Raw genomic sequence first — 20,753 nt, 5'->3', positions numbered from 1 at the left:
AACGCCGGGAGGGGCCGTGTATGCGCATCCACCTTGTTGCGATCCTGCTGGCGCTCGCCGCGCCTTCGGCCCCGGCCGAGGATGACCCGCTGAGCTACGAGCCGCATGGCCTGGCCTGGTCCGCCGAGGAGATGGCCGGCGCCACCGCGGCCCCGGCCGGCCTGCTGCTGGCACGCGCCGATACGCTGGGCCTGCGCGGCTGCAGCCGGCATTGCGAGCGCCTGCAGCGCCTGTTCGCGCGCCTGCTGCCGCTGGCCCGCCAGCAGAACCCGCAGGCGCGCTCGGCCGACTGGCGGCTCGAGGTGCTGCGCCTGCCCGAGCTGGAGGCCCAGGCCCAGCCGGACGGGCTGCTACTGGTGTCGGAGGTCTTTGTCGAGCAGCGCGCGCCGAGCGACGCCGAGCTGGCCTTCGTGCTGGCCCATGAGATGGCCCATGTGATCCTGGAACATGAGCGCCAGGCCCTGAGCTTCGCGCGCCAGCTGCTGCCGCGCCAGGTGGCACGCAGCGTGCGCGACATGTATGTGGAGATCGACCACAATTTCGCCCTGCTCAAGGCCATGGAGCCGGTGCTGCAGCAGGGCGAGCTGGAGGCCGACGAGCTGGGCCTGCTGCTGGCCGCCGCGGCCGGTTTCGCACCGGCGGCGCAGTTGCGGTTCCTCGAGGACGAGGCCCGGCTGCCGCAGCGCCGGGGCCTGCTCGACACCCACCCGAGCGTGGCAGCCCGGCTGGCCGCCCTGCGCCAGCGCCTGCCGCTGGCCCTGCGGCTCTACGAGCAGTCGACGCCGCACTGAACCCCGAGCTGGCGGCGCCGCTCCGGCTTGGGCAGCGCCGCCAGGCGCCGCACCTCGGCATAGAAGGCCGCCCAGTCGCGCCCCCGCCGTTCGAACAGGGCCTCGAAGTCCGGCGTCAGGCCGTTGTAGGCCGCCTGGATCGCCAGGCTGGCGTTGTTGGCGCTGGCGAGCCAGCCCTCGTAGCCCGCCAGGCCCGGCTCGGCGCGCAGCTGCGCGAACAGGGCCGCCTTGGCGGCCCGCTTGGCGGTATCGTCCTGCGGGCCGTCGTAGAGCGCCTTCAGCCGCGCTCGGTAGGCCTGGGCCAGCACGCGGAAACGCTCGCGGCGCTCGTTGCCCTGGCGATACTGCTCGCGCGCCGCGTCGTCGGCATGCGTCGTCAGCCAGGCCTCGACGCCCAGCCGCTCCACCGCGGTGGCGAAGGACTCGTTGAACTCGGTGTCGTCCGCGGCATAGGCCACCTGGTGCGCCAGCTCGTGGAAGATCAGGCGCGCCAGCTCGCCCTCGGGGTAGCGGATGAAGGTGTTCAGCAGCGGGTCGCCGCCGAACAGCCAGCTCCAGCCCAGGGTCGAATAGGCCGGCACGCCGTAGACCAGCGCCTCCAGCCCTTGCTCGCGCAGACCGGCCGCGTAGGCCTCGGCCTCGGCCCGGTCGAAGAAGCCGCGATAGCCGGCGCAGCCCATGATGGGATAGCACCAGGTCCTGAGCGTCAGGCTCAGCTCGGGTGTCGCCACCACATTCCAGACCGCCGCCGGGCGCTGCAGATCGGCATAGCGTCGGTAGCTGCCGTTGGCCGGCAGGCCCAGCCGCGCCGACGCGAAGTCGCGCAGGCGCTGGCTGAGCAGCAGGCGTTCGCGCAGCTTCGCGTCCAGCGCCGGATCGCTCACCAGCTCCGGCACCGGCTTGGCGGCCGCCACCAGGCGCAGATGGCCAGAGGCCGCCTGGCCGAGATAGCCGACCTGGGCACAGCCCGACAGCAGCAGCGCAGCGACCGGAAGTAGCCGCGCCCAGCGACGCCCGAGGATCCGGCTGCGCCGGGCCTCCGGGCGTGCCCCCTCGAGGGGGCGGCCGCAGGCCGTAGGGGGTGCTCCCATTTATGCGGATTCGACCTCGACCAGGCAGTCGTAGAAGCTCGGCGCCCGGCCCAGGTCGGTCAGGCGCTGGTGCGTGACCTCGTTGACATTGCTGCCGCGCAGGCCGAGCTTGCGCCACCAGATCCCCAGGCCGTTGACCACGCCGGGGCGGGCGCGCTCGCTGATGCGGGCGGTGCAGTGGTAGCTGCCGCGCTCGTTGAAGACGCGCACCTCGGCACCGTCACGCAGGCCGCGCGCGGCGGCATCGGCGGCATGGATCTCCAGCACCGGCTCGGACTCGATGTCGCGCAGACTCTTGACGTTGACGAAGCTGCTGTTGAGGAAGTTGCGCGCCGGCGGCGAGATCATCGCCAGCGGGAAGCGCCGCGCCAGCTCGGGCGAGGACTGCACGCTTTCATAGTTCGGCACGAAGTCGGCACCGGCCGCCTGGGCACGGCCGCTGGCGGTCGGGAAGCCGCCCTGGGCGAAGGGCGCCTCGGCCAGCGGCAGGCTCTGCCAGCCCTGCTCGGCCAGGCGCTCGAAGTCGATCTCGGCCGTGAAGGCCTGGCGCGCCAGCTGCTCGTCGCTCTCCGCGAAGCAGGGTTCGGTGAAGCCCATCGCGGTGGCCAGCTCGCGGAAGATCTGCGTGTTGGGCTTGGCCTCGCCCAGCGGCCGAATGGCCGCGTGGTTGATCAGCACATCGGTATGACCGTAGCTGGTGTGCACATCCAGATGCTCCAGCTGGGTGGTGGCCGGCAGCACATAGTCCGCCAGATCGGCGGTGTCGGTCATGAAATGCTCCAGCACCACGGTGAACAGGTCGGCGCGCTGGAAGCCCCTGAGCACCTTGGGTGACTCGGGCGCCACCGCCACCGGGTTGCTGTTGTAGACGATCAGGGCCTCGATCCTGGGCCCGAAGTCGCGCGCGGCCTCGCGCAGCAAGTCGTCGCCGATCGTGCTCATATTGATGGTGCGCGGCAGGCGCCCGGCCAGCAGCTCGGGACGCTCCAGCGCCGCGGTGTTCTTGAAGGGTGCGAACCAGCCGGAGCTGGACAGCAGCAGGCCGCCGGCGCGATGCCGCCAGGCCCCGGTCAGGCAGGGCAGCAGCGCGATCAGGCGCACCGCATTGCCGCCGCCGCGCACGCGCTGCATGCCGTAGTTCAGGCGGATCGCGGCCGGCGCCGTCGTCCCGTAGTCGCGCGCCAGGCCGCGCACCTCGTCGGCCGAGATGCCGCAGACCTCGGCCACGCGCTCGGGCGGCCAGTCCAGCGCCTTGCCCTTGAGTTCCTCCCAGCCGTCCACATGGGCGGCCAGGTAGTCGTGGTCCAGCCAGTCGTTGCGGATCAGCTCGTGCATCAGGCCCAGCGCCAGGGCGCCGTCGCTGCCGGGCAGCAGGGCGATGTGCTGGTGGCATTTGTCGGCCGTCTCGGTCTTGCGCGGGTCGATGCAGATGAGTTTGGCCCCCGCGCGCTTGGCCTTGTTGGCATAGGTCCAGAAATGCAGATTGGACGCGATCGAGTTGCTGCCCCAGATCAGGATCAGCCGGCTCTCGGCAAAGTAGGGCAGGTGCATGCCGACCCGGTTGCCGTAGGTGGCGGTCAGCGCCGCGGCGCCGGCCGAGGCGCAGATCGTGCGGTCCAGGCAGGAGGCGCCCAGCCTGTTGAAGAAGCGCGCCGCCATGCTCTCGCCCTGCAAGAGGCCCATGGTGCCGGCATAGCTGTAGGGCAGGATGGCCTCGGGGTCGCGCGCCGCGATCGCCTGCAGGCGGGCCGCGATATCGGCCAGCGCCTCGCCCCAGCTCACCGGCTCGAAGCGCGGCGCCTCGGTCTTGGCGCTGACGCGCTTGAGCGGACGCAGCAGGCGCTCCGGGTGGTAGCTGCGTTCGGGGTAGCGCGACACCTTGGTGCACAGCGCGCCATGGGTGCTGGGATGGTCCGGCTGGCCCTGCACCTTGATGACCCGGTCGCCCTCGACCGTGATGCGCAGCGCGCAGGTGTCGGGACAGTCGTGCGGGCAGGCGCCCTTGACGATGCGTTGTTGTTGCGGCGGCTCGGCGGTGGTAACGGCGGAATTCATGCCTGAACTATTGCATAGGGTGAGCGGCGGCGCGCGCGCATGGGCTTGGGCGGCGCCGGTGGCGCGCGGTCGCCGCCCTGGGCCTGACGCCCGCCTGGGCCCGGTCGCAGGAGCGCCGCCGCATCGTACCGGGTCAGTCCTGCCCGCTGAGCGGCCCGGCCGCGCGGCTGGGCCTTCGGATGCAGGCCGGCGCTCGGCTGTATGTTGACGCCATCAACGCGGCCGGAGGCATCAATGGCCTGCCCGTCGAGCCGAAGACCCTGGATGACGGCTACGCGCCGGAGCGCTGCCAGCGCCGATACCGAGCGCGCTGTTCGGCCATGTCGGCACGCCCACCGCGCTGGCCGCCCTGCCCCTGGGCGTGGTGGCCGAATACCAGGCCGCGGTGCAGCGCGCCGGCGGCGAGCTGCGGCCCAACTACACCGGGTTCGCGCCGGGCCACCACGAGGCCTCCGGCTTCGTCGAGCTTTCGATGCTGACCGGGGACGGCAAGGTCCGTCGCCGAGCCCGGCCGCGGCCTGCAGGCGGCAGGGCCCACGGGTAAACTCGAACGACAGCGGCCCGCGCCCCACGCCGGGTCCCCAGTCATTACGGAGTGCCGCCATGAAGTTGATCGACTCTATCCTGGCCGATGCGCAAAGCATCGCCACCCTGCGACGAGACATTCACGCCCACCCGGAGCTGTGTTTCGAGGAAGAACGCACCTCGGACCTGATCGCCCGTGCGCTCACCGAATGGGGTATTCCCGTGCATCGCGGCCTGGGCAAGACCGGCGTGGTGGGCATCGTCAAGAACGGCACGTCCGAGCGCGCCGTGGGCCTGCGCGCCGACATCGACGCGCTGCCGATGACCGAGCACAACCACTTCGCTCACGCCAGCAAGCACCCCGGCAAAATGCACGCCTGCGGCCATGACGGCCACACCGCGATGCTGCTGGCCGCGGCCAAGCATCTGTCCAAGCACCGCAATTTCGACGGCACGGTCTACCTGGTGTTCCAGCCCGCCGAGGAAGGCGGCGGCGGCGCGCGCGAGATGATCAAGGACGGCCTGTTCGAGAAGTTCCCGATGGAGGCCATGTTCGGCGCGCACAACTGGCCCGGCATGGCGGCCGGCCAGTTCGCGGTCAGGAGCGGCCCGGTGTTCGCCTCCAGCAACGAGTTCAAGATCACGATCCGCGGCAAGGGCGCGCATGCGGCGCTGCCGCACAACGGCGTGGACCCGGTGCCGGTGGCCTGCCAGATGGTGCAGGCCTTCCAGACGATCATCACCCGCAACAAGCGCCCGATCGATGCCGGCGTGATCTCGGTGACGATGATCCACACCGGCGAGGCCACCAATGTGGTGCCGGACAGCTGCGAGATCCAGGGCACGGTGCGCACCTTCACGATCGAGGTGCTGGACCTGATCGAGCGCCGCATGAGGCAAATAGCCGAGGCCACCGCCCAGGCCTTCGAGGCCACGGTCGAGTTCGAGTTCCATCGCAACTATCCGCCGACCATCAACCACCCGAAGGAGACCGAGTTCGTGCGCTCACTGCTGGGCGAGGTGGTGGGCCCGCAGAACGTGCAGGAGTTCGAGCCGACGATGGGCGCCGAGGACTTCAGCTTCTTTCTGCTGGAAAAGCCCGGCTGCTATTTCCTGATCGGCAACGGCGACGGCGCCCACCGCGAGGGCGGCCATGGCATGGGACCCTGCATGCTGCACAACCCCAGCTACGACTTCAACGACGAGCTGATCCCGCTGGGCGGCTCGATGTGGGTGCGCATGGCCGAGGCCTGGCTCAATTCGCCCAAGCCCTGAAGAAGCGATGAGCGCGTCGACGCATTTCGCCCAGAGCTACGCCGAGGCGCGGCAGAAGTTCCTGGCCGCCGCCGAGGCCGCCGGTCTGGATGCCGAGCCGCATTGGCACCCGCTGCTGGGCCGCGACGGCGAGCGCCTGGCGATGGATGTCGTGCTCGAAGGCGAGCCGAAGTCCGACCGGCTGCTGATCATCAGCAGCGCCTGTCACGGCGTCGAGGGCTTCTGCGGCTCGGGCGTGCAGACCGCGCTGCTGAGCGACCCGAGCTGGCATGCCGCCGTCGAGACCAGCGGCGTGGCCGTGCTCTATATCCATGCGCTGAACCCGTATGGCTTTTCCTGGTGGCGCCGGGTCACCCAGGAGGGCGTGGACCTGAACCGCAACTTTCTGGACTTCCAGCACCACCAGGCCCTGCCCGACAACCCGGGCTATGACGAGATCGCCGGCGCCCTGGTGCCACAAACCTGGCCGCCCAGCGCCGCGGACGAGGCCGCGCTGGCCGCCTATGCGGCCCGGCATGGCGAGCGCGCGCTGCAGACCGCCATCACCGGCGGTCAGTACGCCCATGAGCTGGGCCTGTTCTATGGCGGCCACGCGCCGACCTGGAGCAACCAGACCCTGCGCCATGTGCTGGAGGAGCAGGGCCGGCACGCGAAATCCATCGCCTGGATCGATCTGCACACCGGCCTGGGGCCCCTGGGCCACGGCGAGCGCATCTTCGCCTGCCGCGACGACGCGCGGGCCTTGGCTCGCGCCCGCGCCTGGTGGGGCGAGGCGGTCACCTCGATCTACGACGGCAGTTCCAGCTCGGCGCTGCTGCAGGGCCTGATGTGGAGCGCCATCTTCGACGCCTGCCCGCAGGCCGACTACACCGGCATCGCGCTGGAATACGGCACCCTGGCGCTGGACCGGATGCTCGAGGCCCTGCGCGCCGATCACTGGCTGGAGGCCCACCCCGAGGCACCGGCCGAGCAGGCCACCCAGATCAAGCGCCAGATCCGCGATGCCTTCTATGTCGACACCGACGACTGGAAACGCCAGATCGTCGATCAGGCCCAGCAAGCGGCCCGCCAGGCGGTGGCGGGCCTGAGCCAGCAACCATGACCGAAACCCTAGACAAGACCCAAATCCAGGCGGATACCCAGGCCTGGCTGGAGAAGGCCGTGATCGGCCTGAACCTCTGCCCCTTCGCCAAGAGCGTGCATGTCAACCGGCGCCTGCGCTTTTGTGTAAGCGAGGCCGCAACGCCCGAGGCACTGCTGCAGGAACTGGCCAGGGAGCTGCTGCTGCTGCGCCGCAGCGACCCGGACGAGATCGAAACCACGCTGGTGATCCACCCGAACGTGCTGCAGGATTTTCTGGACTTCAACGACTTCCTCGGGGCCGCGGACGCCCTGGTCGAGGATCTGGAGCTGGACGGCGAGCTGCAGATCGCCAGTTTCCACCCCGATTACCAGTTCGAGGGCACGGACCCGGCCGACATCAGCAACTACACCAACCGCTCGCCCCATCCCACGCTGCACATCCTGCGCGAGACCAGCATCGAGCGCGCCGTGGACAGCATGCCCGACACCGACGCCATCTACGAAGCCAATATGGCGACGCTGGAGAAGCTGGGCCTGGCGGGCTGGCGGGCGCTCGGGCTGAAGACGCGCGGCTGAGCGCTGCGCCCCGAACGCCGGCGCGGTATCGATTCAACTCGGCTCAACATCGGTTCAACGCCGGCCGCGCTGCAACAGCGCGCGGCGCCGTTCGGCATCGAGCCCGGGCGTCGCCCGCAAATCGGTGTCCACCTGCCCGGCCGCCAAGTCGCGGCGAGCCTGCTCCATCAGGCGGCGCTGCGCCTCACCGGCAGCGCCGCTGCCGAGCCCGCCCGTCGCCTGCTCTCCTCCCGCCACGCTGACCGATTCGTCGCGCTCGTGCGGCAGCGGCAGCTTGGCAAGACCCGCGGGCCGACCGGATGCCGCCGAGTCCTTGGCGGCAGCCCGGCCCGCAGGCTTATTAGGGCGAGACTCGGAACGCATGGCAAGCACCTCGCAGCGTCGGCCCCGCGAATGGCGTCGGCATATAGGGCGGTTCGTGCACCGGCACCGGGCTTTTCGGCGCCGGGGGATCCTCGATCTCGGGCGGGCCGGGTTCCGGCGGATCGGGGGGCTTGGGCATCGGCGGCACCTCCTGCGGCGCATGCAGGCCCAATTCCGCCGGAACGGCCGCCCGGCCGATCTCGGGATGGTCATAAGGGTTCATGAAGATTCCCGCACCTGGGAAGTACATGCCTTGATCCTAGGATCGCCCCCGCGGCGCTCCAGCAGGACGGCACGCATTTTCTTGTCGGTGCCGGACTACAGCCCAGCTGCCCCGGCGAGCCGCCTCAAAGCGGCTTCAAGGCGAACTCAAGACAATCTCAAGGCAAGCCTTGTTCCTAGGGATTCATGGCCGGTGGCCAACAACAGGCTCTTGAAACCGTCATCCCCGCCCCTATAATCTTCGCTGCTAGCACTCACCTCAAGAGAGTGCTAACGATCCGGCAGGGGCCTCCCCGCCGGACTGAACACAATCAATCTGGGTCTGTGCCGCGCCTGCGCGGTGCACCCTGTTGTTCTGGCACCCGGAAATCTCAAGGAGATGGAATGAAACTGCGTCCTCTGCACGATCGCGTGATCGTCAAGCGTCTGGAACAAGAAACCAAGACCGCCTCTGGCATCGTCATCCCCGACAACGCCGCCGAGAAGCCCGACCAGGGCGAAGTGCTGGCCGTCGGCCCTGGCAAGCGCAATGACAAGGGCGAGTTCGTGGCCCTGAACGTGGCCGTGGGCGACCGCGTGCTGTTCGGCAAGTACAGCGGCCAGACCGTCAAGGTCGATGGCGACGAGCTGCTGGTGATGCGCGAGGAAGACCTCTTCGCCGTGGTGCAGAAGTAATTTCTGCCCGCCTGCTGAACAAACCTTTTTAAAGATTTCGGAGAAATAGACATGGCAGCAAAAGACGTAGTCTTCGGCGGCGAAGCCCGTGCCCGCATGGTCGAAGGCGTGAACATCCTGGCCAACGCGGTCAAGGTCACGCTGGGCCCCAAGGGCCGCAACGTGGTGCTCGAGCGCAGCTTCGGCGCCCCCACCGTGACCAAGGACGGTGTGTCCGTGGCCAAGGAAATCGAGCTGAAGGACAAGCTGCAGAACATGGGCGCCCAGATGGTCAAGGAAGTCGCTTCCAAGACCTCGGACAACGCCGGCGACGGCACCACCACCGCCACCGTGCTGGCCCAGGCCATCGTGCGCGAAGGCATGAAGTACGTGGCCGCCGGCATGAACCCGATGGACCTGAAGCGCGGTATCGACAAGGCCGTGACGGCCCTGGTCGCCCAGCTGAAGGCCGCCTCGAAGGCCACCACCACCTCCAAGGAAATCGCTCAAGTCGGCACGATCTCGGCCAACAGCGACGTGGAAGTGGGCCGCATCATCGCCGAAGCGATGGACAAGGTCGGCAAGGAAGGCGTCATCACCGTCGAAGACGGCAAGAGCCTGGACAGCGAGCTGGACGTCGTCGAAGGCATGCAGTTCGACCGCGGCTACCTGTCGCCCTACTTCATCAACAACCCCGAGAAGCAAGCGGCGTTGCTGGACAACCCCTTCGTGCTGCTGTTCGACAAGAAGATCAGCAACATCCGCGACCTGCTGCCGACGCTGGAGCAGGTGGCCAAGGCCGGCCGTCCGCTGCTGATCATCGCCGAGGAAGTTGAAGGCGAAGCGCTGGCGACCCTGGTGGTCAACACCATCCGCGGCATCCTGAAGGTCGTGGCCGTCAAGGCTCCGGGCTTCGGCGACCGTCGCAAGGCCATGCTGGAAGACATCGCCATCCTGACCGGCGGCAAGGTCATCGCCGAAGAAGTCGGCCTGACGCTGGAGAAGGTCACCTTGGCCGATCTGGGCCAGGCCAAGCGCGTCGAAGTGGGCAAGGAAAACACCACCATCATCGACGGCTCGGGCGCCGCTGCCGACATCGAAGCCCGCGTCAAGCAGGTGCGCATCCAGATCGAGGAAGCCACCAGCGACTACGACCGCGAGAAGCTGCAAGAGCGCGTGGCCAAGCTGGCCGGCGGTGTTGCCGTGATCAAGGTTGGCGCCGCCACCGAAGTCGAAATGAAGGAAAAGAAGGCCCGTGTCGAAGACGCGCTGCACGCGACCCGTGCCGCCGTTGAAGAAGGCATCGTGGCAGGTGGCGGCGTGGCCCTGCTGCGCGCCAAGCAAGCTGCCGGCGAGATCAAGGGCGACAACGCCGACCAGGACGCCGGCATCAAGCTGGTGCTGAAGGCCATCGAAGCCCCGCTGCGCGAGATCGTCTACAACGCCGGCGGCGAAGCCTCCGTCGTCGTCAACGCCGTGCTGGCCGGCAAGGGCAACTACGGCTTCAACGCCGCCAACGACACCTATGGCGACATGATCGAAATGGGCATCCTGGATCCCACCAAGGTGACGCGCACCGCGCTGCAGAACGCTGCATCGGTCGCTTCGCTGATGCTGACCACCGAAGCCATGGTCGCCGAGTCCCCGAAGGACGACGCACCGGCCGGCGGCATGCCCGGCGGCATGGGTGGCATGGGTGGCATGGGCATGGACATGTAATGTCCGCCTGAGCTTCCTACGCTCAAGCAAGGGCCGCAGCGATGCGGCCCTTTTTTTATGCCGACGCGGCTCATAATTCGCCCATCACACGGTCGTCCGCGTTCATGTCCGCTCCCCTCTCGCAGCAGTCCCTCGTCGATGACACCCTGGCTCATCTGCCCATGCTGGCGCGCCAGATCCAGGACGCGATCCACGACAGCCTCGGCGACGGCGCCCAGCACCGCAGCCTGCTGGAGCCCTGGCAGCGCCAGCGCCTGCATTTCGACTCGCGCTTTCAGCAAGCCCTGACCCCCTTGCTGCAGGCCGGCGCCCGCGGCGAGGACCCGCTGCGCCGCCGCCCGCCGCGCGGCCTGAACGAGCTGAGCCTGGTGGACGAGCGGCAGGCGCTGCAGGACGTGGCCCTGGCCCACGTGATCCAGGCGGTCGAGGACCAAGGCCGCACCGAGCTGCACCAGCTCGCCAACTTCTTCGCCGCGCTGCGCGGCACCGCGCGCGCGCGCAAAGACGACAACCCGCTGCGCCCCGCCGTCTTCGCCCAGGCCCTGCAACAGACCCTGCAATGGGTCACGGTGGACGGCGAGGGCCAGTACGCACTGATGCGCGTCGCCGCCCAGCCGCTGGCGCGGGCGCTGGGCCGGCATTACGCCGAGCTGTGCGGCCGGCTGCGCGACGCGGAGCTGACGCCGCTGATCGGCGCCAACCGCGGCCAGCCGCAGCAAAGCGATCAGCAGCGCCTGCGCCGCGCCACCAGCGCCTACCAGGAACCGACGGCGCCGGCCGTCACCGAGCCCGCCACGCTGGACGGCCTGGCGCGCTGGTTCGACGCGCACCAGGCGCAGCCGCGCCCGCCGGGTGCGTCGCGCGGCGAGGATGGCCGCGACCTGCTGTCGCGCCTGTACGACCATATCCTGGCCGACCCCGGCCTGCCCCCCCCGGTCGGGGCCCGGCTCGCGCGGCTCCGGGTGGCGGTGGTGCGTCTGGCCGCCACCGACCTGAGCCTGCTGCGCGACCCCGAGCATCCGGCCTGGCGGCTGCTGAATCGCATCAGCACCCAAGGCGCCGCGTTCGAGCCGGCCGCCGAAGCCCGGCTGCAGGAATTCCTGGGCTTTCTGGACGAGCGCAGCGAGGGCCTGATCCTTCACCCCGCCCCCACGGCCGGGCTGTTCCAGCTGCTGCTGGGCGAGATCGAGGCCTTCATCGGCAACCAGGCCCGCCAGGGCAGCGAACCCAGCTCCGCGGCGCTGGCCAGCCTGGAGCGCGAGCAGCAGCGCGGCGTCTGGCTGCGCATGGTGCGCGAGCAGATCCAGGCCCAGCTCGACGAGGCGCCCGAGGCCCTCACCAGCATGCCGCTGCGCGAGTTCCTGCGCCAGGACTGGGCCGGCGTGATCGTCACGGCCATGGTCAGGGAGGGGCAGGACGCGCCGCAGGCGCTGGCCCAGATCGCCCTGGTGGACGATCTGCTGAACAGCCTGCTGCCGCCGCCCGATGCGGCCGCGCGGCGCGCGCTGCAGGCACGCCTGCCCGAGCTGGTGCGGCGCCTGGAGGCGGGCTGCGACAGCGTGCGCCTCGAGTCCGAACGGCGCCGCGGCGTGATGGACGAACTGATGCGCCTGCACGCCCGGCTGCTGCTGGGCCCCGCGCTGCCCCCGGCCACGCCGGCCGCCGGCATGGCGCCGGCGCCGGACCGCGAGGCGCATCTGTCGCAGCTGCTCAGCGAACGCGACTCCTTGCTGCCGGCCTCGCGCTGGGCCTACGAGGATGTGGACCGCAGCCGCCTGCCCACCGTGCCGGTGGCGCTCTACGACCCGGCCGTGGGCCGCGATGCACGGCAGGCGCTGCACGACTGGGTGGAGCGCCTGGCCATCGGCAACTGGTACCACCTGTTCGTGCAAGGCGGCTGGCTGACCGCCCAGCTGGCCTGGATCAGCGAGGGCCGCCAGTTCTTCCTGCTGATTGGCCAGGACGCCGACGAGCGGCATTCGCTGACCCGCGGCGCACTGGAATACCTGCTGCGTCACGGCCTGATCACCAATCTGGACGACGATGGCGTGGTGCAGCGAGCCATCGCCACGCTGATGCAGGACCTGAACGACACGCATTGATGACGCGCCCCCTCACCCTTGCCCTGTTCTGCTGGGCCCTGCTGCCCCACGCCTTCGCACAAACCACCCCGACCCAAGGCCCGCCACCATCCGACGAGCGCCCCAAGCTGGGCCTGGTGCTGTCGGGCGGCGGCGCCCGCGGCATCGCCCATGTGGGCGTGCTCAAGGTGCTTGAGCGCGAGCGCATCCCGGTCGACATGATCGCCGGCACCTCGATGGGCGCCATCATCGGCGGCCTGTACGCCAGCGGCATGAGTGCGGCCGAGCTGGAACGCGAGCTGCTGCCGCTGGCCTGGGACCGCGTGTTCGCCAGCCGGGTCGAGCGCCAGCAGTTGTCGCAGCGCCGCAAGGAGGAGGACTTCGAGTTCTCCGCCGCGATGGAGCTGGGCATGCGCGATGGCGAGTTCCGCGCGCCGCAGAGCACGCTCTCCAGCCGCGGCCTGGAGATCCTGCTGCGCCGCTTCACCCAGCCGGTGCGTCAGGTACAGGACTTCGACAAGCTGCCAACGCCCTTCCGCGCCGTGGCCACCGACATGGAATCGGGCCAGCAGATCGTGCTGGCCAACGGCGATCTGGCGCTGGCGATGCGCTCCAGCATGAGCGTGCCGGGCCTGTTCTCGCCGGTCGAGTGGCAGGGGCGCATCCTCGGCGATGGCGGCCTGGTCAACAACCTGCCGGTCGACGTAGCGCGCTCGCTGGGCGCGCAGCGCCTGATCGCCGTCAATGTGGGCACGCCGCTGGCCGGACGCGAGACCCTGTCCTCGCTGGTGGGCGTCACCGCGCAGATGATCAACATCCTCACCGAGCAGAACGTGCAGCGCAGCATCGCCAGCCTATGGGAGGACGATCTGCTGATCACGCCCGAGCTGGGCACGCTCAGCTCGGGCGACTTCAACCGCAGCAGGGAGCTGATCGCCCAGGGCGAGCGCATCGCCGAGACCATGGTCGCGCAGCTGCGCCCGCTGGCGCTGGCACCCGAGGCCTACGCCGCCTGGCAGCTGGCGCGCACGCCGCTCAACCATCAGCAGGGTGGCCGGCTGGCCGGCGTCGACTTCGAGGGCAGCGAGCTGACCCAGCCGCAACGCATGGCCGGCCAGCTCGAGAGCCAGCCCGGCCAGGTCTTCGATGCCGCGCGCGCCGAGCGCGATGCGCGCCTGCTGGCCTCCTCGGGCGACTACGAGCGGGTGGACTACCACGTCGAGGCGCGCGAGCAGGGCAACACCCTGGTGTTCGCGATGGAAGACAAGCCCTGGGGGCCCAACTACTTCCGCGTCGGCCTGGACCTGAGCACCGATTTCTCCGGCGAGAGCGCCTTCAATCTGCGCATCAGCCACAACCGCCACTGGCTCACCACCAGCGGCACCGAATGGCGCAACCAGCTCAGCCTGGGGCAGACACCGCGCCTGTACAGCGAGATCTACCAGCCGCTGAGCTGGCGTCTGGGCCGCTCGGACGACTGGTTCGTCTCCGGCTGGGGCGAGCTGGAGCGCCGCAGCATCAAGCTCTACGACCCCGACAGCGGGCGCGGCCTGGCCAGCATCGGGCGCACCGGCGCCACCATCGGCGCCGACCTGGGCCAGCCCTGGGGCCAATGGGGCGAGGTGCGGCTGGGCGTCTTCACCCAGGCCTGGCGCATCAGCCCCGAACTGCTGACCGTGGAGGTGCCGGCGGGCATCCTGCACGAGACCTGGCGCGAGCGCGGCGTGCGGCTCAAGGCCGTGGTCGATCAGCTGGACTTCGCCAACTTCCCGCAGCGCGGCTACCGCCTGGTGGCCGAGACGGTGTTCGGCCGCCAGAGCGGGCCCGGCGAGAAGAGCGCCCGTTCGCGCCGCGTCGAGCTGCAGGCCACCGGGGTGCGCAGCTGGGGCACGCACACGCTGAACGCCCATCTGCGCCTGTTCGACGCACGCCAGCCCGAGGATTCGGCCCAGGGCCCTTATGCGCTGGGCGGCTTCCAGCAGCTCTCGGGCTACCAGCCGGGCCAGCTTTCGGGCAACACGCTGGTGCTCGGCCGTGCCACCTATTACAAGCGCCTCAACGAGACCCCGCTGCTGACGCGCGGCCTGTTCATCGGCGGCTCGCTGGAGGTGGGCAATGCCTGGGACGACCGGCGTGCCGCCTCGTCCAGCGACATGCGCTACGCGATGAGCATGTTCGTCGGCGCCGACACCGGACTCGGCCCGCTCTACCTGGCGCTGGGCCATGCGCCGCGCGGCGGCACCGCCGTCTACCTGTTCATCGGCCGACCTTAGGCCCACCCCCTACGCGCTGCGCGCGCCCCCTCGAGGGGGCGACATCGGCCGCCCGGCAAAGCCGGATCGGCGATGTCAGCCCGATCAGGCCACAAATTGCTGGATGAGGCCGGCCAGCTCGGCCGGGCGCTCGTGCACGATCCAGTGGCCGGCGCCCTCGATCTTGTGCAGCGCCAACCGCGGCACGAAGCGCTCCAGCCCGTCCAGCATGCCGGGCGGCAGCGCCCGGTCGGCCATGCCCCAGATCACCTGGGTGGGCAGCCGCACCGTGACGAATTCGGGCGCGAAGCTCAGCGCCATCGCACCGGGATCGTCGGGCGTGGGCGGCCGCATCGGCGAGGCACGGTAGTAGTTCAGCGGGCCGGTCAGGCCGCGGTCCCAGACCTCGCGGTAGCGCGCCCTCAGTGGCTCGGTGAGCCAGGCCCCGCCGCCGCCCTGCTCGGCCAGGAAGGGCCACAGGCGCGCATAGTCGTTCTCCGCCAGCAGCGCTTCAGCGTCCGGCCGGCACAGGAAATTCATATAGGCGCTGGCCTCGCGCTGCGCCGGGTTGAGCTGCAGCTCGCGCAGGAAGGTGCCGGGATGTGGCGAGTTGATGATGACCAGGCGCTGCATCAGCTCGGGCGCCTGCACCGCCAGGTTCCAGGCCACGGCGCCGCCCCAGTCGTGGGCCACCAGCGCGGCCAGCGGTCCGCCGCCGATGGTGGCGATCAGCGCCTTGATGTCGCCCATCAGGTGCTTGGCGCGGTAGGCCTCGACCTCGGCCGGCGCGCTGCTGCGCTCGTAGCCGCGCAGATTGGGCGCGATGCAGCGGTACTGCGGCGCCAGCAGCAGCATCAGCTCGTCCCAGACGAAGGCGGCCTCGGGAAAGCCGTGCAGCAGGATCAGCCGCGGCGCATCGGTCGGGCCGCAGGCGCGGCAGGACAGGGTGATGCCCCGCCCATCAAGGCCGGGCAGTGCGATGTCGAAGGTCTCGATCATCGGCCCAGTATGGGCCGCCCGGCCGCGGCCCCCCTGTCAAGCCGGCGACACCTCGCCCTCGGGGTTTTCTCCGGTCGCCGGTGCCGCCCGATGCACCCACTCGTGCAGGATCTGGGCGACATCGCCGACGCCCTGCTTCTTCAGGGCGGAGAACAGGGTCACGGCCACGTCGGATTCGTCGGTGGCCAGCTCGCCCAGGAAGGCCTGGCATTCGGCCAGCGCGGCATTCGCCTCCTTGCGGTTGAGCTTGTCGGACTTGGTCAGCAGCACCAGCAGCCTGACCTCGCCGCTGCCGACGCGCGGCGCGACGAATTCCAGCAGCTGCTTGTCCAGATCGGTCAGCCCGAGGCGCGAATCGACCATCAGCACCACGCCCGACAGGCTGCGTCGCACCTCCAGGTAGTCGGCCATCACCTTCTGCCAGCGCAGCTTGGCCGAGCGCGCCACCGCCGCGTAGCCATAGCCCGGCAGATCGGCGAACAGGGCGTCCGGCGCGTCCTTGGGGCCTAGTTCGAAGAGATTGATGTGCTGTGTTCGCCCAGGCGTCTTGGAGGCGAAGGCCAGGCGCTTTTGCTGGGCCAGCGTATTGATCGCCGTCGACTTGCCGGCATTCGAGCGGCCGACGAAGGCGATCTCGGGCAGCTCGGTGGGCGGTAGGTGGATCAGCTGGCTGGCCGTGGTCAGAAAACGGGCGGTGTGGGTCCATGCCAACACCGTCTTTTCATCGGGCGCAGCGGGACCAGCGGGGGCGCTGGAGGGCGCGGGAGCGGTGTCGGGGTTCATCATGTGGAGGGCTTGTTGCATCCGCATTGTAAAATCCCCGGGTTGCGCTCACCCAAACCCAAGAACTCATGAAGACTGCCGCTATCTTGTTGTCTGGCTTCACCTTTGCCGCCGCAGCCCTGGCGAGCGACGCGCCCGCCGCCGCCAAGCCCGATCTGGCCAAGGGTCAGGCGACCGCCACCCAGGTGTGTGCCGCCTGCCACACCGCGGACGGTTCGCGCGGCAGCCCGGCCAATCCCATCCTGCAGGGCCAGCATGCCGACTACCTGGCCAAGCAGCTGCACGAGTTCAAGGATGGCAAGCGCAAGAACGCCATCATGCAGGGCATGGCCGCGCCCCTGAGCGACGCCGACATCAAGAACGTCGCCGCCTTCTATGCGTCGAAGACCGCCAAGCCGGGCTTTGCCAAGAACAAGGACCTGGTGCAGCTGGGCGAGAAGATCTACCGCGGCGGCATCGCCGACCGCCAGATCCCGGCCTGCGCCGGCTGTCACAGCCCCAGCGGCGCCGGCCTGCCGGCCCAGTACCCGCGCATCGGCGGCCAGCACAGCGACTACACCGAGGCGCAGCTGAACGCCTTCCGCGCCAGCGGCCGCGGCAACAGCGCGCAGATGGTGGCGATCGCCGCCAAGATGAACGACCGCGAGATCAAGGCCGTGGCCGACTACATCGCCGGCCTGCGCTGACAGCGGCGCCGCGCAAGTTTCATCTCTCTGCTGTACAAAGGTCGGCGCCCCGCTCCGGCCTTTTTTCACTTTCCAACGCACGCCGTGTCCGAAACCGCCACCACCGTCACCCCGCGTTCCCGCCGGGGCCGCGATCTCTACGAGCTGCTGTCGTCGATGCGCTTCGCGATCGCGCTGCTGACGGTGATCTGCATCGCCTCGGTGATCGGCACGGTGGTCAAGCAGCGCGAGCCGCTGAACAACTATGTCAACCAGTTCGGCCCCTTCTGGGCCGAGGTGTTCGGCAAGCTCGACCTCTACCAGGTCTACGGCGCCTGGTGGTTCCTGCTGATCCTGGCGTTTCTGGTGACCTCCACCAGCCTGTGCATTGCGCGCAACACGCCCAAGATCATCGCGGACCTGAAGAGCTACAAGGAAAACATCCGCGAGAAGTCGCTGCAGGCCTTCCACCACAAGGCCATCGGCCACCTGCCGATGCCCGCCGAGCAGGCCCTGGCCCAGGTCTCGGCCCTGCTGGATGCCGAGGGCTGGAAGGCCCGCGCCCAGATCCGCGACAAGGGCACGATGGTGGCGGCGCGCAAGGGCGCGGCCAACAAGATCGGCTATCTGGCCGCGCATGGCGCGATCGTGCTGATCTGCCTGGGCGGCCTGTTCGACGGCGACCTGGTGGTGCGCGCGCTGATGTGGGCCCAGGGCAAGACCATCTACCAGGGCGGCGGCCTGGTCAGCGAGGTCAGGCCGGAGCACCGCCTGAGCGCCACCAACCCGAGCTTCCGCGGCAACCTGATGGTGCCCGAGGGCGGCCGCGCGGCCACCGCCATCCTCTCGATGCCCGACGGCGTGGTGCTGCAGGACCTGCCCTTCGACGTGGAGCTGAAGAAGTTCATCGTCGAGTACTACTCGACCGGCATGCCCAAGCTGTTCGCCAGCGAGGTGGCGATCCGCGACCACGCGACCGGCCAGACCAGCCAGGCCACGATCAAGGTCAACGAGCCGCTGATCCATCACGGCGTGGCGATCTACCAGAGCAGCTTCGACGATGGCGGCTCGCGGCTCAAGCTGCGTGCCGTGCCGCTGTCCACCGCGGCACCCGCCTTCGAGATCGAGGGCGTGGTGGGCGGCGCCACCTCGCTGTCCAACGGCGACGAGAAGCTCGCGCTGGAGTTCAGCGGCCTGCGCGTGATCAATGTCGAGAACATGGGCGGCGTGGGCCCCGCCGGCGGCACCGACGTGCGCAAGGTCGATCTGGTCGATTCGGTCCAGGCCCATCTGGGCAGCGGTGCCAAGACCAAGACCGAGAAGGCGCTGCAGAACGTCGGGCCCTCCTTCAGCTACAAGCTGCGCGACGCCGCCGGCCAGGCGCGCGAGTACAACAACTACATGCTGCCGGTGGACCTGGACGGCCAGAAGGTCTTCCTGGCCGGCGTGCGCGACACGCCGGCGGAGGCCTTCCGCTATCTGCGCATCCCGGTCGACGAGAAGGGCGAGATGGACGGCTGGCTGCAGCTGCGCCAGGCCCTGGCCGACCCGGCCCTGCGCGAACGCGCCGCGCGCCGCTACGCCGAGGCCGCCACGCCCGGCGACAAGCCGCAGATGACGCCGCAGTTGCAGGCCACCGCGCAGCGCGCGCTGGGCCTGTTCGCCGGCGCGGAGGGCGTCAAGCCCGGCGCCTCTTCCAATGAAAGGGCCGTCGGCGGTCTGCCGGCGCTGTCGGACTTCATCGAGCGCGAGGTGCCCGAGGCCGAGCGCGGCCGGGTCTCCGAGGTGCTGCTGCGCATCCTCAACGGCAGCCTGTTCGAGCTCTACAAGATCGGCCGCGCCCAGGCCGGCCAGCCCGTGCCGGAGGCCGGCACCGGCACCCAGGCCTTCATGACCCAGGCGGTGCTGGCCCTGTCGGACAGCATGTTCTACCCCGCGCCGGTGCTGCTGCAGCTGGCCGACTTCAAGCAGGTGCAGGCCAGCGTGTTCCAGGTCGCGCGTGCCCCCGGCCAGAAGCTGGTGTACCTGGGCGCGGTGCTGCTGATCATCGGCGTGTTCGCGATGCTCTACATCAAGGAACGCCGGCTTTGGATCTGGCTGGAACCGGTCCAGAATGAAGGCACGCGGGTGCGCATGGCCCTGTCCTGCACGCGCGCCTCGCCCGACACCGATACCGAATTTGAGCGCCTGTCCAAGGCCGTACTGAAGGACCAGACATGAACACCGCCACCGCTAGCATCACCCTGGGCCGGCGCGGCTACTTCGCGCAGCGCGACTGGCAGGACTGGGCCTTCGCCCTGCTGGTGCTCGTCGGCGGCGGCTTCGCCTTCAGCCGCTACGGCGCCTCGATGGACGGCTACGAAAAGGGCATCCTGGCCTGCGCGATGCCGGCGCTCGTCGCGCTGGGCTGGTTCTGGAAGCCGCTGCGCATCCTGGCCGTGCTGGTCGGCGGCGCCAGCCTGCTGGCGATCGGCCTCTACACCCAGAACACCGACGGCTTCGGCGCCGATCTGGCCGCCGCCGACCGGGTGTTCCTGCTCAAGTACATGCTGTCCAGCCAGAGCGCCATCCTGTGGATGAGCCTGCTGTTCTTCATGAGCACCTTGTTCTACTGGGGCGGCTTCTTCAAGAAGAACGGCGAGAACAGCGCGGCCGAGGCGATCGGTTCGCGCCTGGCCTGGGGCGCCGTGTTCATGGCCCTGGTGGGCACGATGGTGCGCTGGTTCGAGAGCCACCAGATCGCGCCGGACATCGGCCATATCCCGGTCAGCAACCTCTACGAGGTGTTCGTGCTGTTCGCCTGGCTGACGGCGCTGATGTACCTCTATTACGAGGCGCGCTTCAAGACCCGCGCTTTAGGCGCCTATGTGCTGCTGGTGATCAGTGCGGCGGTCAGCTTCCTGCTCTGGTACACGGTGGCGCGCGAGGCGCATGAGATCCAGCCCCTGGTGCCGGCGCTGCAGAGCTGGTGGATGAAGATCCATGTGCCGGCCAACTTCGTCGGCTATGGCACCTTCGCGATGGCCGCCATGGTGGCCCTGGCCTATCTGCTGAAGACCGCCACGCAGCGCGCGCTGCTGGTCGGCCTGATCGGCGTGCCCGCGTTCCTGATCGCGATGATCCTGGCCGTGCGCTTCGGCGCCGCCGGCCTGAATGCCGAAACCCTGGCCGGCCTGGACGGCTGGGCCCGCAAGATGGGCGGCGTGCTGGCCTTCTTTGCGCTGTGCGTGGCCCTGCGCGGCCGGCTGACGGCCCGCCTGCCGGCCCTGCCGCTGCTGGACGACCTGATGTACAAGGCCATCGCGCTGGGCTTCGCCTTCTTCACGATCGCCACCATCCTGGGCGCCTTCTGGGCCGCCGAGGCCTGGGGCGGTTACTGGAGCTGGGACCCCAAGGAAACCTGGGCCCTGATCGTCTGGCTCAACTACGCGGCCTGGCTGCACATGCGGCTGATGAAGGGTCTGCGCGGCCAGGTGGCCTCCTGGTGGGCCCTGGTGGGCCTGGTCGTGACCACCTTCGCCTTCCTGGGCGTCAATATGTTCCTGTCGGGCCTGCATTCCTACGGCACTTTGTGAAGCCCTCGTAAAGATCCCGAGCGGCAGCAGAGAAACGGCGCAGG

18 protein-coding genes are annotated in these 20,753 nt (G+C 69.4%); 12 read left to right on the top strand and 6 right to left on the bottom strand.

What is annotated here, in order from left to right; genetic code table 11:
* Positions 1 to 20: 20 nt before the first annotated feature.
* Positions 21 to 791, top strand: coding sequence for a M48 family metalloprotease (locus AC07OQ_RS03990; protein ID WP_495051793.1), 771 nt, complete (start codon positions 21 to 23; stop codon positions 789 to 791).
* Here the strand turns inward: AC07OQ_RS03990 and AC07OQ_RS03985 are convergent.
* The gene (locus AC07OQ_RS03985; RefSeq protein ID WP_495051792.1) at positions 767 to 1,882 is read right to left on the bottom strand and encodes an aminopeptidase; all 1,116 of its coding nucleotides are present in this window, start codon (positions 1,880 to 1,882) and stop codon (positions 767 to 769) included. The genes AC07OQ_RS03990 and AC07OQ_RS03985 overlap by 25 nt on opposite strands.
* Positions 1,883 to 3,937: a molybdopterin-containing oxidoreductase family protein gene (locus AC07OQ_RS03980; protein ID WP_495051791.1), complete on the bottom strand. Its 2,055-nt coding sequence runs from the start codon at positions 3,935 to 3,937 to the stop codon at positions 1,883 to 1,885.
* 179 nt (positions 3,938 to 4,116) lie between these two features.
* Here AC07OQ_RS03980 and AC07OQ_RS03975 point away from each other — a divergent pair, with 179 nt between their 5' ends.
* The 4 genes from AC07OQ_RS03975 to AC07OQ_RS03960 all read left to right on the top strand — a co-directional run bounded on the left by AC07OQ_RS03975 (position 4,117) and on the right by AC07OQ_RS03960 (position 7,396).
* Positions 4,117 to 4,416 (top strand): hypothetical protein, encoded by a 300-nt coding sequence (locus tag AC07OQ_RS03975; protein ID WP_495051790.1) that lies wholly within the window; start codon positions 4,117 to 4,119, stop codon positions 4,414 to 4,416.
* A gap of 124 nt (positions 4,417 to 4,540) precedes the next feature.
* Positions 4,541 to 5,737 (top strand): M20 aminoacylase family protein, encoded by a 1,197-nt coding sequence (locus AC07OQ_RS03970; RefSeq protein WP_495051789.1) that lies wholly within the window; start codon positions 4,541 to 4,543, stop codon positions 5,735 to 5,737.
* 7 nt (positions 5,738 to 5,744) lie between these two features.
* Positions 5,745 to 6,839 carry a M14 family metallopeptidase gene (locus AC07OQ_RS03965; protein ID WP_495051788.1) on the top strand — a complete coding sequence of 365 codons (1,095 nt, stop codon included), beginning with the start codon at positions 5,745 to 5,747 and terminating at the stop codon, positions 6,837 to 6,839.
* On the top strand, positions 6,836 to 7,396 hold the full coding sequence (locus AC07OQ_RS03960) for a DUF1415 domain-containing protein (protein WP_495051787.1): 561 nt from the start codon (positions 6,836 to 6,838) through the stop codon (positions 7,394 to 7,396). The genes AC07OQ_RS03965 and AC07OQ_RS03960 overlap by 4 nt, the downstream gene beginning before the upstream one ends.
* A gap of 54 nt (positions 7,397 to 7,450) precedes the next feature.
* Here AC07OQ_RS03960 and AC07OQ_RS03955 read toward each other — a convergent pair whose 3' ends face one another.
* Positions 7,451 to 7,759, bottom strand: coding sequence for a hypothetical protein (locus AC07OQ_RS03955; protein WP_495051786.1), 309 nt, complete (start codon positions 7,757 to 7,759; stop codon positions 7,451 to 7,453).
* On the bottom strand, positions 7,737 to 8,009 hold the full coding sequence (locus AC07OQ_RS03950; protein ID WP_495051785.1) for a hypothetical protein: 273 nt from the start codon (positions 8,007 to 8,009) through the stop codon (positions 7,737 to 7,739). Before AC07OQ_RS03950 ends, AC07OQ_RS03955 begins: the two co-directional genes overlap by 23 nt.
* 356 nt (positions 8,010 to 8,365) lie before the next feature.
* Between AC07OQ_RS03950 and groES the strand changes: the two genes are divergently transcribed.
* From groES to AC07OQ_RS03930, 4 genes are all read left to right on the top strand, one after another.
* On the top strand, positions 8,366 to 8,656 hold the full coding sequence (gene groES / locus AC07OQ_RS03945) for a co-chaperone GroES (RefSeq protein WP_495051784.1): 291 nt from the start codon (positions 8,366 to 8,368) through the stop codon (positions 8,654 to 8,656).
* Positions 8,657 to 8,707: 51 nt separating this feature from the next.
* Entirely contained in the window at positions 8,708 to 10,354 is a 1,647-nt protein-coding gene (gene groL, locus AC07OQ_RS03940; protein ID WP_495051783.1) for a chaperonin GroEL, read from the top strand.
* Between the two features lie 104 nt (positions 10,355 to 10,458).
* Positions 10,459 to 12,456: a DUF1631 family protein gene (locus tag AC07OQ_RS03935; RefSeq protein ID WP_495051782.1), complete on the top strand. Its 1,998-nt coding sequence runs from the start codon at positions 10,459 to 10,461 to the stop codon at positions 12,454 to 12,456.
* Positions 12,456 to 14,708 (top strand): patatin-like phospholipase family protein, encoded by a 2,253-nt coding sequence (locus AC07OQ_RS03930; RefSeq protein ID WP_495051781.1) that lies wholly within the window; start codon positions 12,456 to 12,458, stop codon positions 14,706 to 14,708. The genes AC07OQ_RS03935 and AC07OQ_RS03930 overlap by 1 nt, the downstream gene beginning before the upstream one ends.
* Positions 14,709 to 14,792: 84 nt before the next feature.
* Here AC07OQ_RS03930 and AC07OQ_RS03925 read toward each other — a convergent pair whose 3' ends face one another.
* Together AC07OQ_RS03925 and yihA are read right to left on the bottom strand one after the other, a co-directional pair.
* Entirely contained in the window at positions 14,793 to 15,686 is an 894-nt protein-coding gene (locus tag AC07OQ_RS03925) for an alpha/beta fold hydrolase (protein WP_495051780.1), read from the bottom strand.
* Between the two features lie 36 nt (positions 15,687 to 15,722).
* Entirely contained in the window at positions 15,723 to 16,490 is a 768-nt protein-coding gene (gene yihA / locus AC07OQ_RS03920) for a ribosome biogenesis GTP-binding protein YihA/YsxC (RefSeq protein WP_495051779.1), read from the bottom strand.
* Positions 16,491 to 16,537: 47 nt separating this feature from the next.
* On the opposite strand from yihA, the gene AC07OQ_RS03915 reads away from it, so the two are divergent.
* From AC07OQ_RS03915 to ccsB, 3 genes are all read left to right on the top strand, one after another.
* Complete coding sequence (locus tag AC07OQ_RS03915) at positions 16,538 to 17,155, top strand: c-type cytochrome (protein ID WP_495051778.1); 618 nt, start codon at positions 16,538 to 16,540, stop codon at positions 17,153 to 17,155.
* Between the two features lie 156 nt (positions 17,156 to 17,311).
* Positions 17,312 to 19,354 carry a cytochrome c biogenesis protein ResB gene (locus AC07OQ_RS03910; protein ID WP_495051932.1) on the top strand — a complete coding sequence of 681 codons (2,043 nt, stop codon included), beginning with the start codon at positions 17,312 to 17,314 and terminating at the stop codon, positions 19,352 to 19,354.
* Complete coding sequence (gene ccsB / locus AC07OQ_RS03905; protein WP_495051777.1) at positions 19,351 to 20,709, top strand: c-type cytochrome biogenesis protein CcsB; 1,359 nt, start codon at positions 19,351 to 19,353, stop codon at positions 20,707 to 20,709. The genes AC07OQ_RS03910 and ccsB overlap by 4 nt, the downstream gene beginning before the upstream one ends.
* The last annotated feature ends 44 nt before the right edge of the window (positions 20,710 to 20,753 follow it).

The sequence above is a fragment of the Roseateles sp. GW821-FHT09B06 genome (genome assembly GCF_059418245.1).
The sequence above is the reverse complement of the archived record's forward strand: the minus strand, read 5'-3'. Positions and strand labels throughout refer to the sequence as shown.

Coding starts and splice junctions, on each gene's coding strand:
- AC07OQ_RS03925 (WP_495051780.1), bottom strand. CDS start 15,686: ATGATCGAGACCTTCGACATCGCACTGCCCGGCCTTGATGGGCGGGGC.
- AC07OQ_RS03970 (WP_495051789.1), top strand. CDS start 4,541: ATGAAGTTGATCGACTCTATCCTGGCCGATGCGCAAAGCATCGCCACC.
- AC07OQ_RS03930 (WP_495051781.1), top strand. CDS start 12,456: ATGACGCGCCCCCTCACCCTTGCCCTGTTCTGCTGGGCCCTGCTGCCC.
- ccsB (WP_495051777.1), top strand. CDS start 19,351: ATGAACACCGCCACCGCTAGCATCACCCTGGGCCGGCGCGGCTACTTC.
- AC07OQ_RS03990 (WP_495051793.1), top strand. CDS start 21: ATGCGCATCCACCTTGTTGCGATCCTGCTGGCGCTCGCCGCGCCTTCG.
- AC07OQ_RS03975 (WP_495051790.1), top strand. CDS start 4,117: ATGCAGGCCGGCGCTCGGCTGTATGTTGACGCCATCAACGCGGCCGGA.
- AC07OQ_RS03985 (WP_495051792.1), bottom strand. CDS start 1,882: ATGGGAGCACCCCCTACGGCCTGCGGCCGCCCCCTCGAGGGGGCACGC.
- AC07OQ_RS03960 (WP_495051787.1), top strand. CDS start 6,836: ATGACCGAAACCCTAGACAAGACCCAAATCCAGGCGGATACCCAGGCC.
- groES (WP_495051784.1), top strand. CDS start 8,366: ATGAAACTGCGTCCTCTGCACGATCGCGTGATCGTCAAGCGTCTGGAA.
- groL (WP_495051783.1), top strand. CDS start 8,708: ATGGCAGCAAAAGACGTAGTCTTCGGCGGCGAAGCCCGTGCCCGCATG.
- yihA (WP_495051779.1), bottom strand. CDS start 16,490: ATGCAACAAGCCCTCCACATGATGAACCCCGACACCGCTCCCGCGCCC.
- AC07OQ_RS03935 (WP_495051782.1), top strand. CDS start 10,459: ATGTCCGCTCCCCTCTCGCAGCAGTCCCTCGTCGATGACACCCTGGCT.
- AC07OQ_RS03965 (WP_495051788.1), top strand. CDS start 5,745: ATGAGCGCGTCGACGCATTTCGCCCAGAGCTACGCCGAGGCGCGGCAG.
- AC07OQ_RS03955 (WP_495051786.1), bottom strand. CDS start 7,759: ATGCGTTCCGAGTCTCGCCCTAATAAGCCTGCGGGCCGGGCTGCCGCC.
- AC07OQ_RS03950 (WP_495051785.1), bottom strand. CDS start 8,009: ATGTACTTCCCAGGTGCGGGAATCTTCATGAACCCTTATGACCATCCC.
- AC07OQ_RS03980 (WP_495051791.1), bottom strand. CDS start 3,937: ATGAATTCCGCCGTTACCACCGCCGAGCCGCCGCAACAACAACGCATC.
- AC07OQ_RS03915 (WP_495051778.1), top strand. CDS start 16,538: ATGAAGACTGCCGCTATCTTGTTGTCTGGCTTCACCTTTGCCGCCGCA.
- AC07OQ_RS03910 (WP_495051932.1), top strand. CDS start 17,312: ATGCGCTTCGCGATCGCGCTGCTGACGGTGATCTGCATCGCCTCGGTG.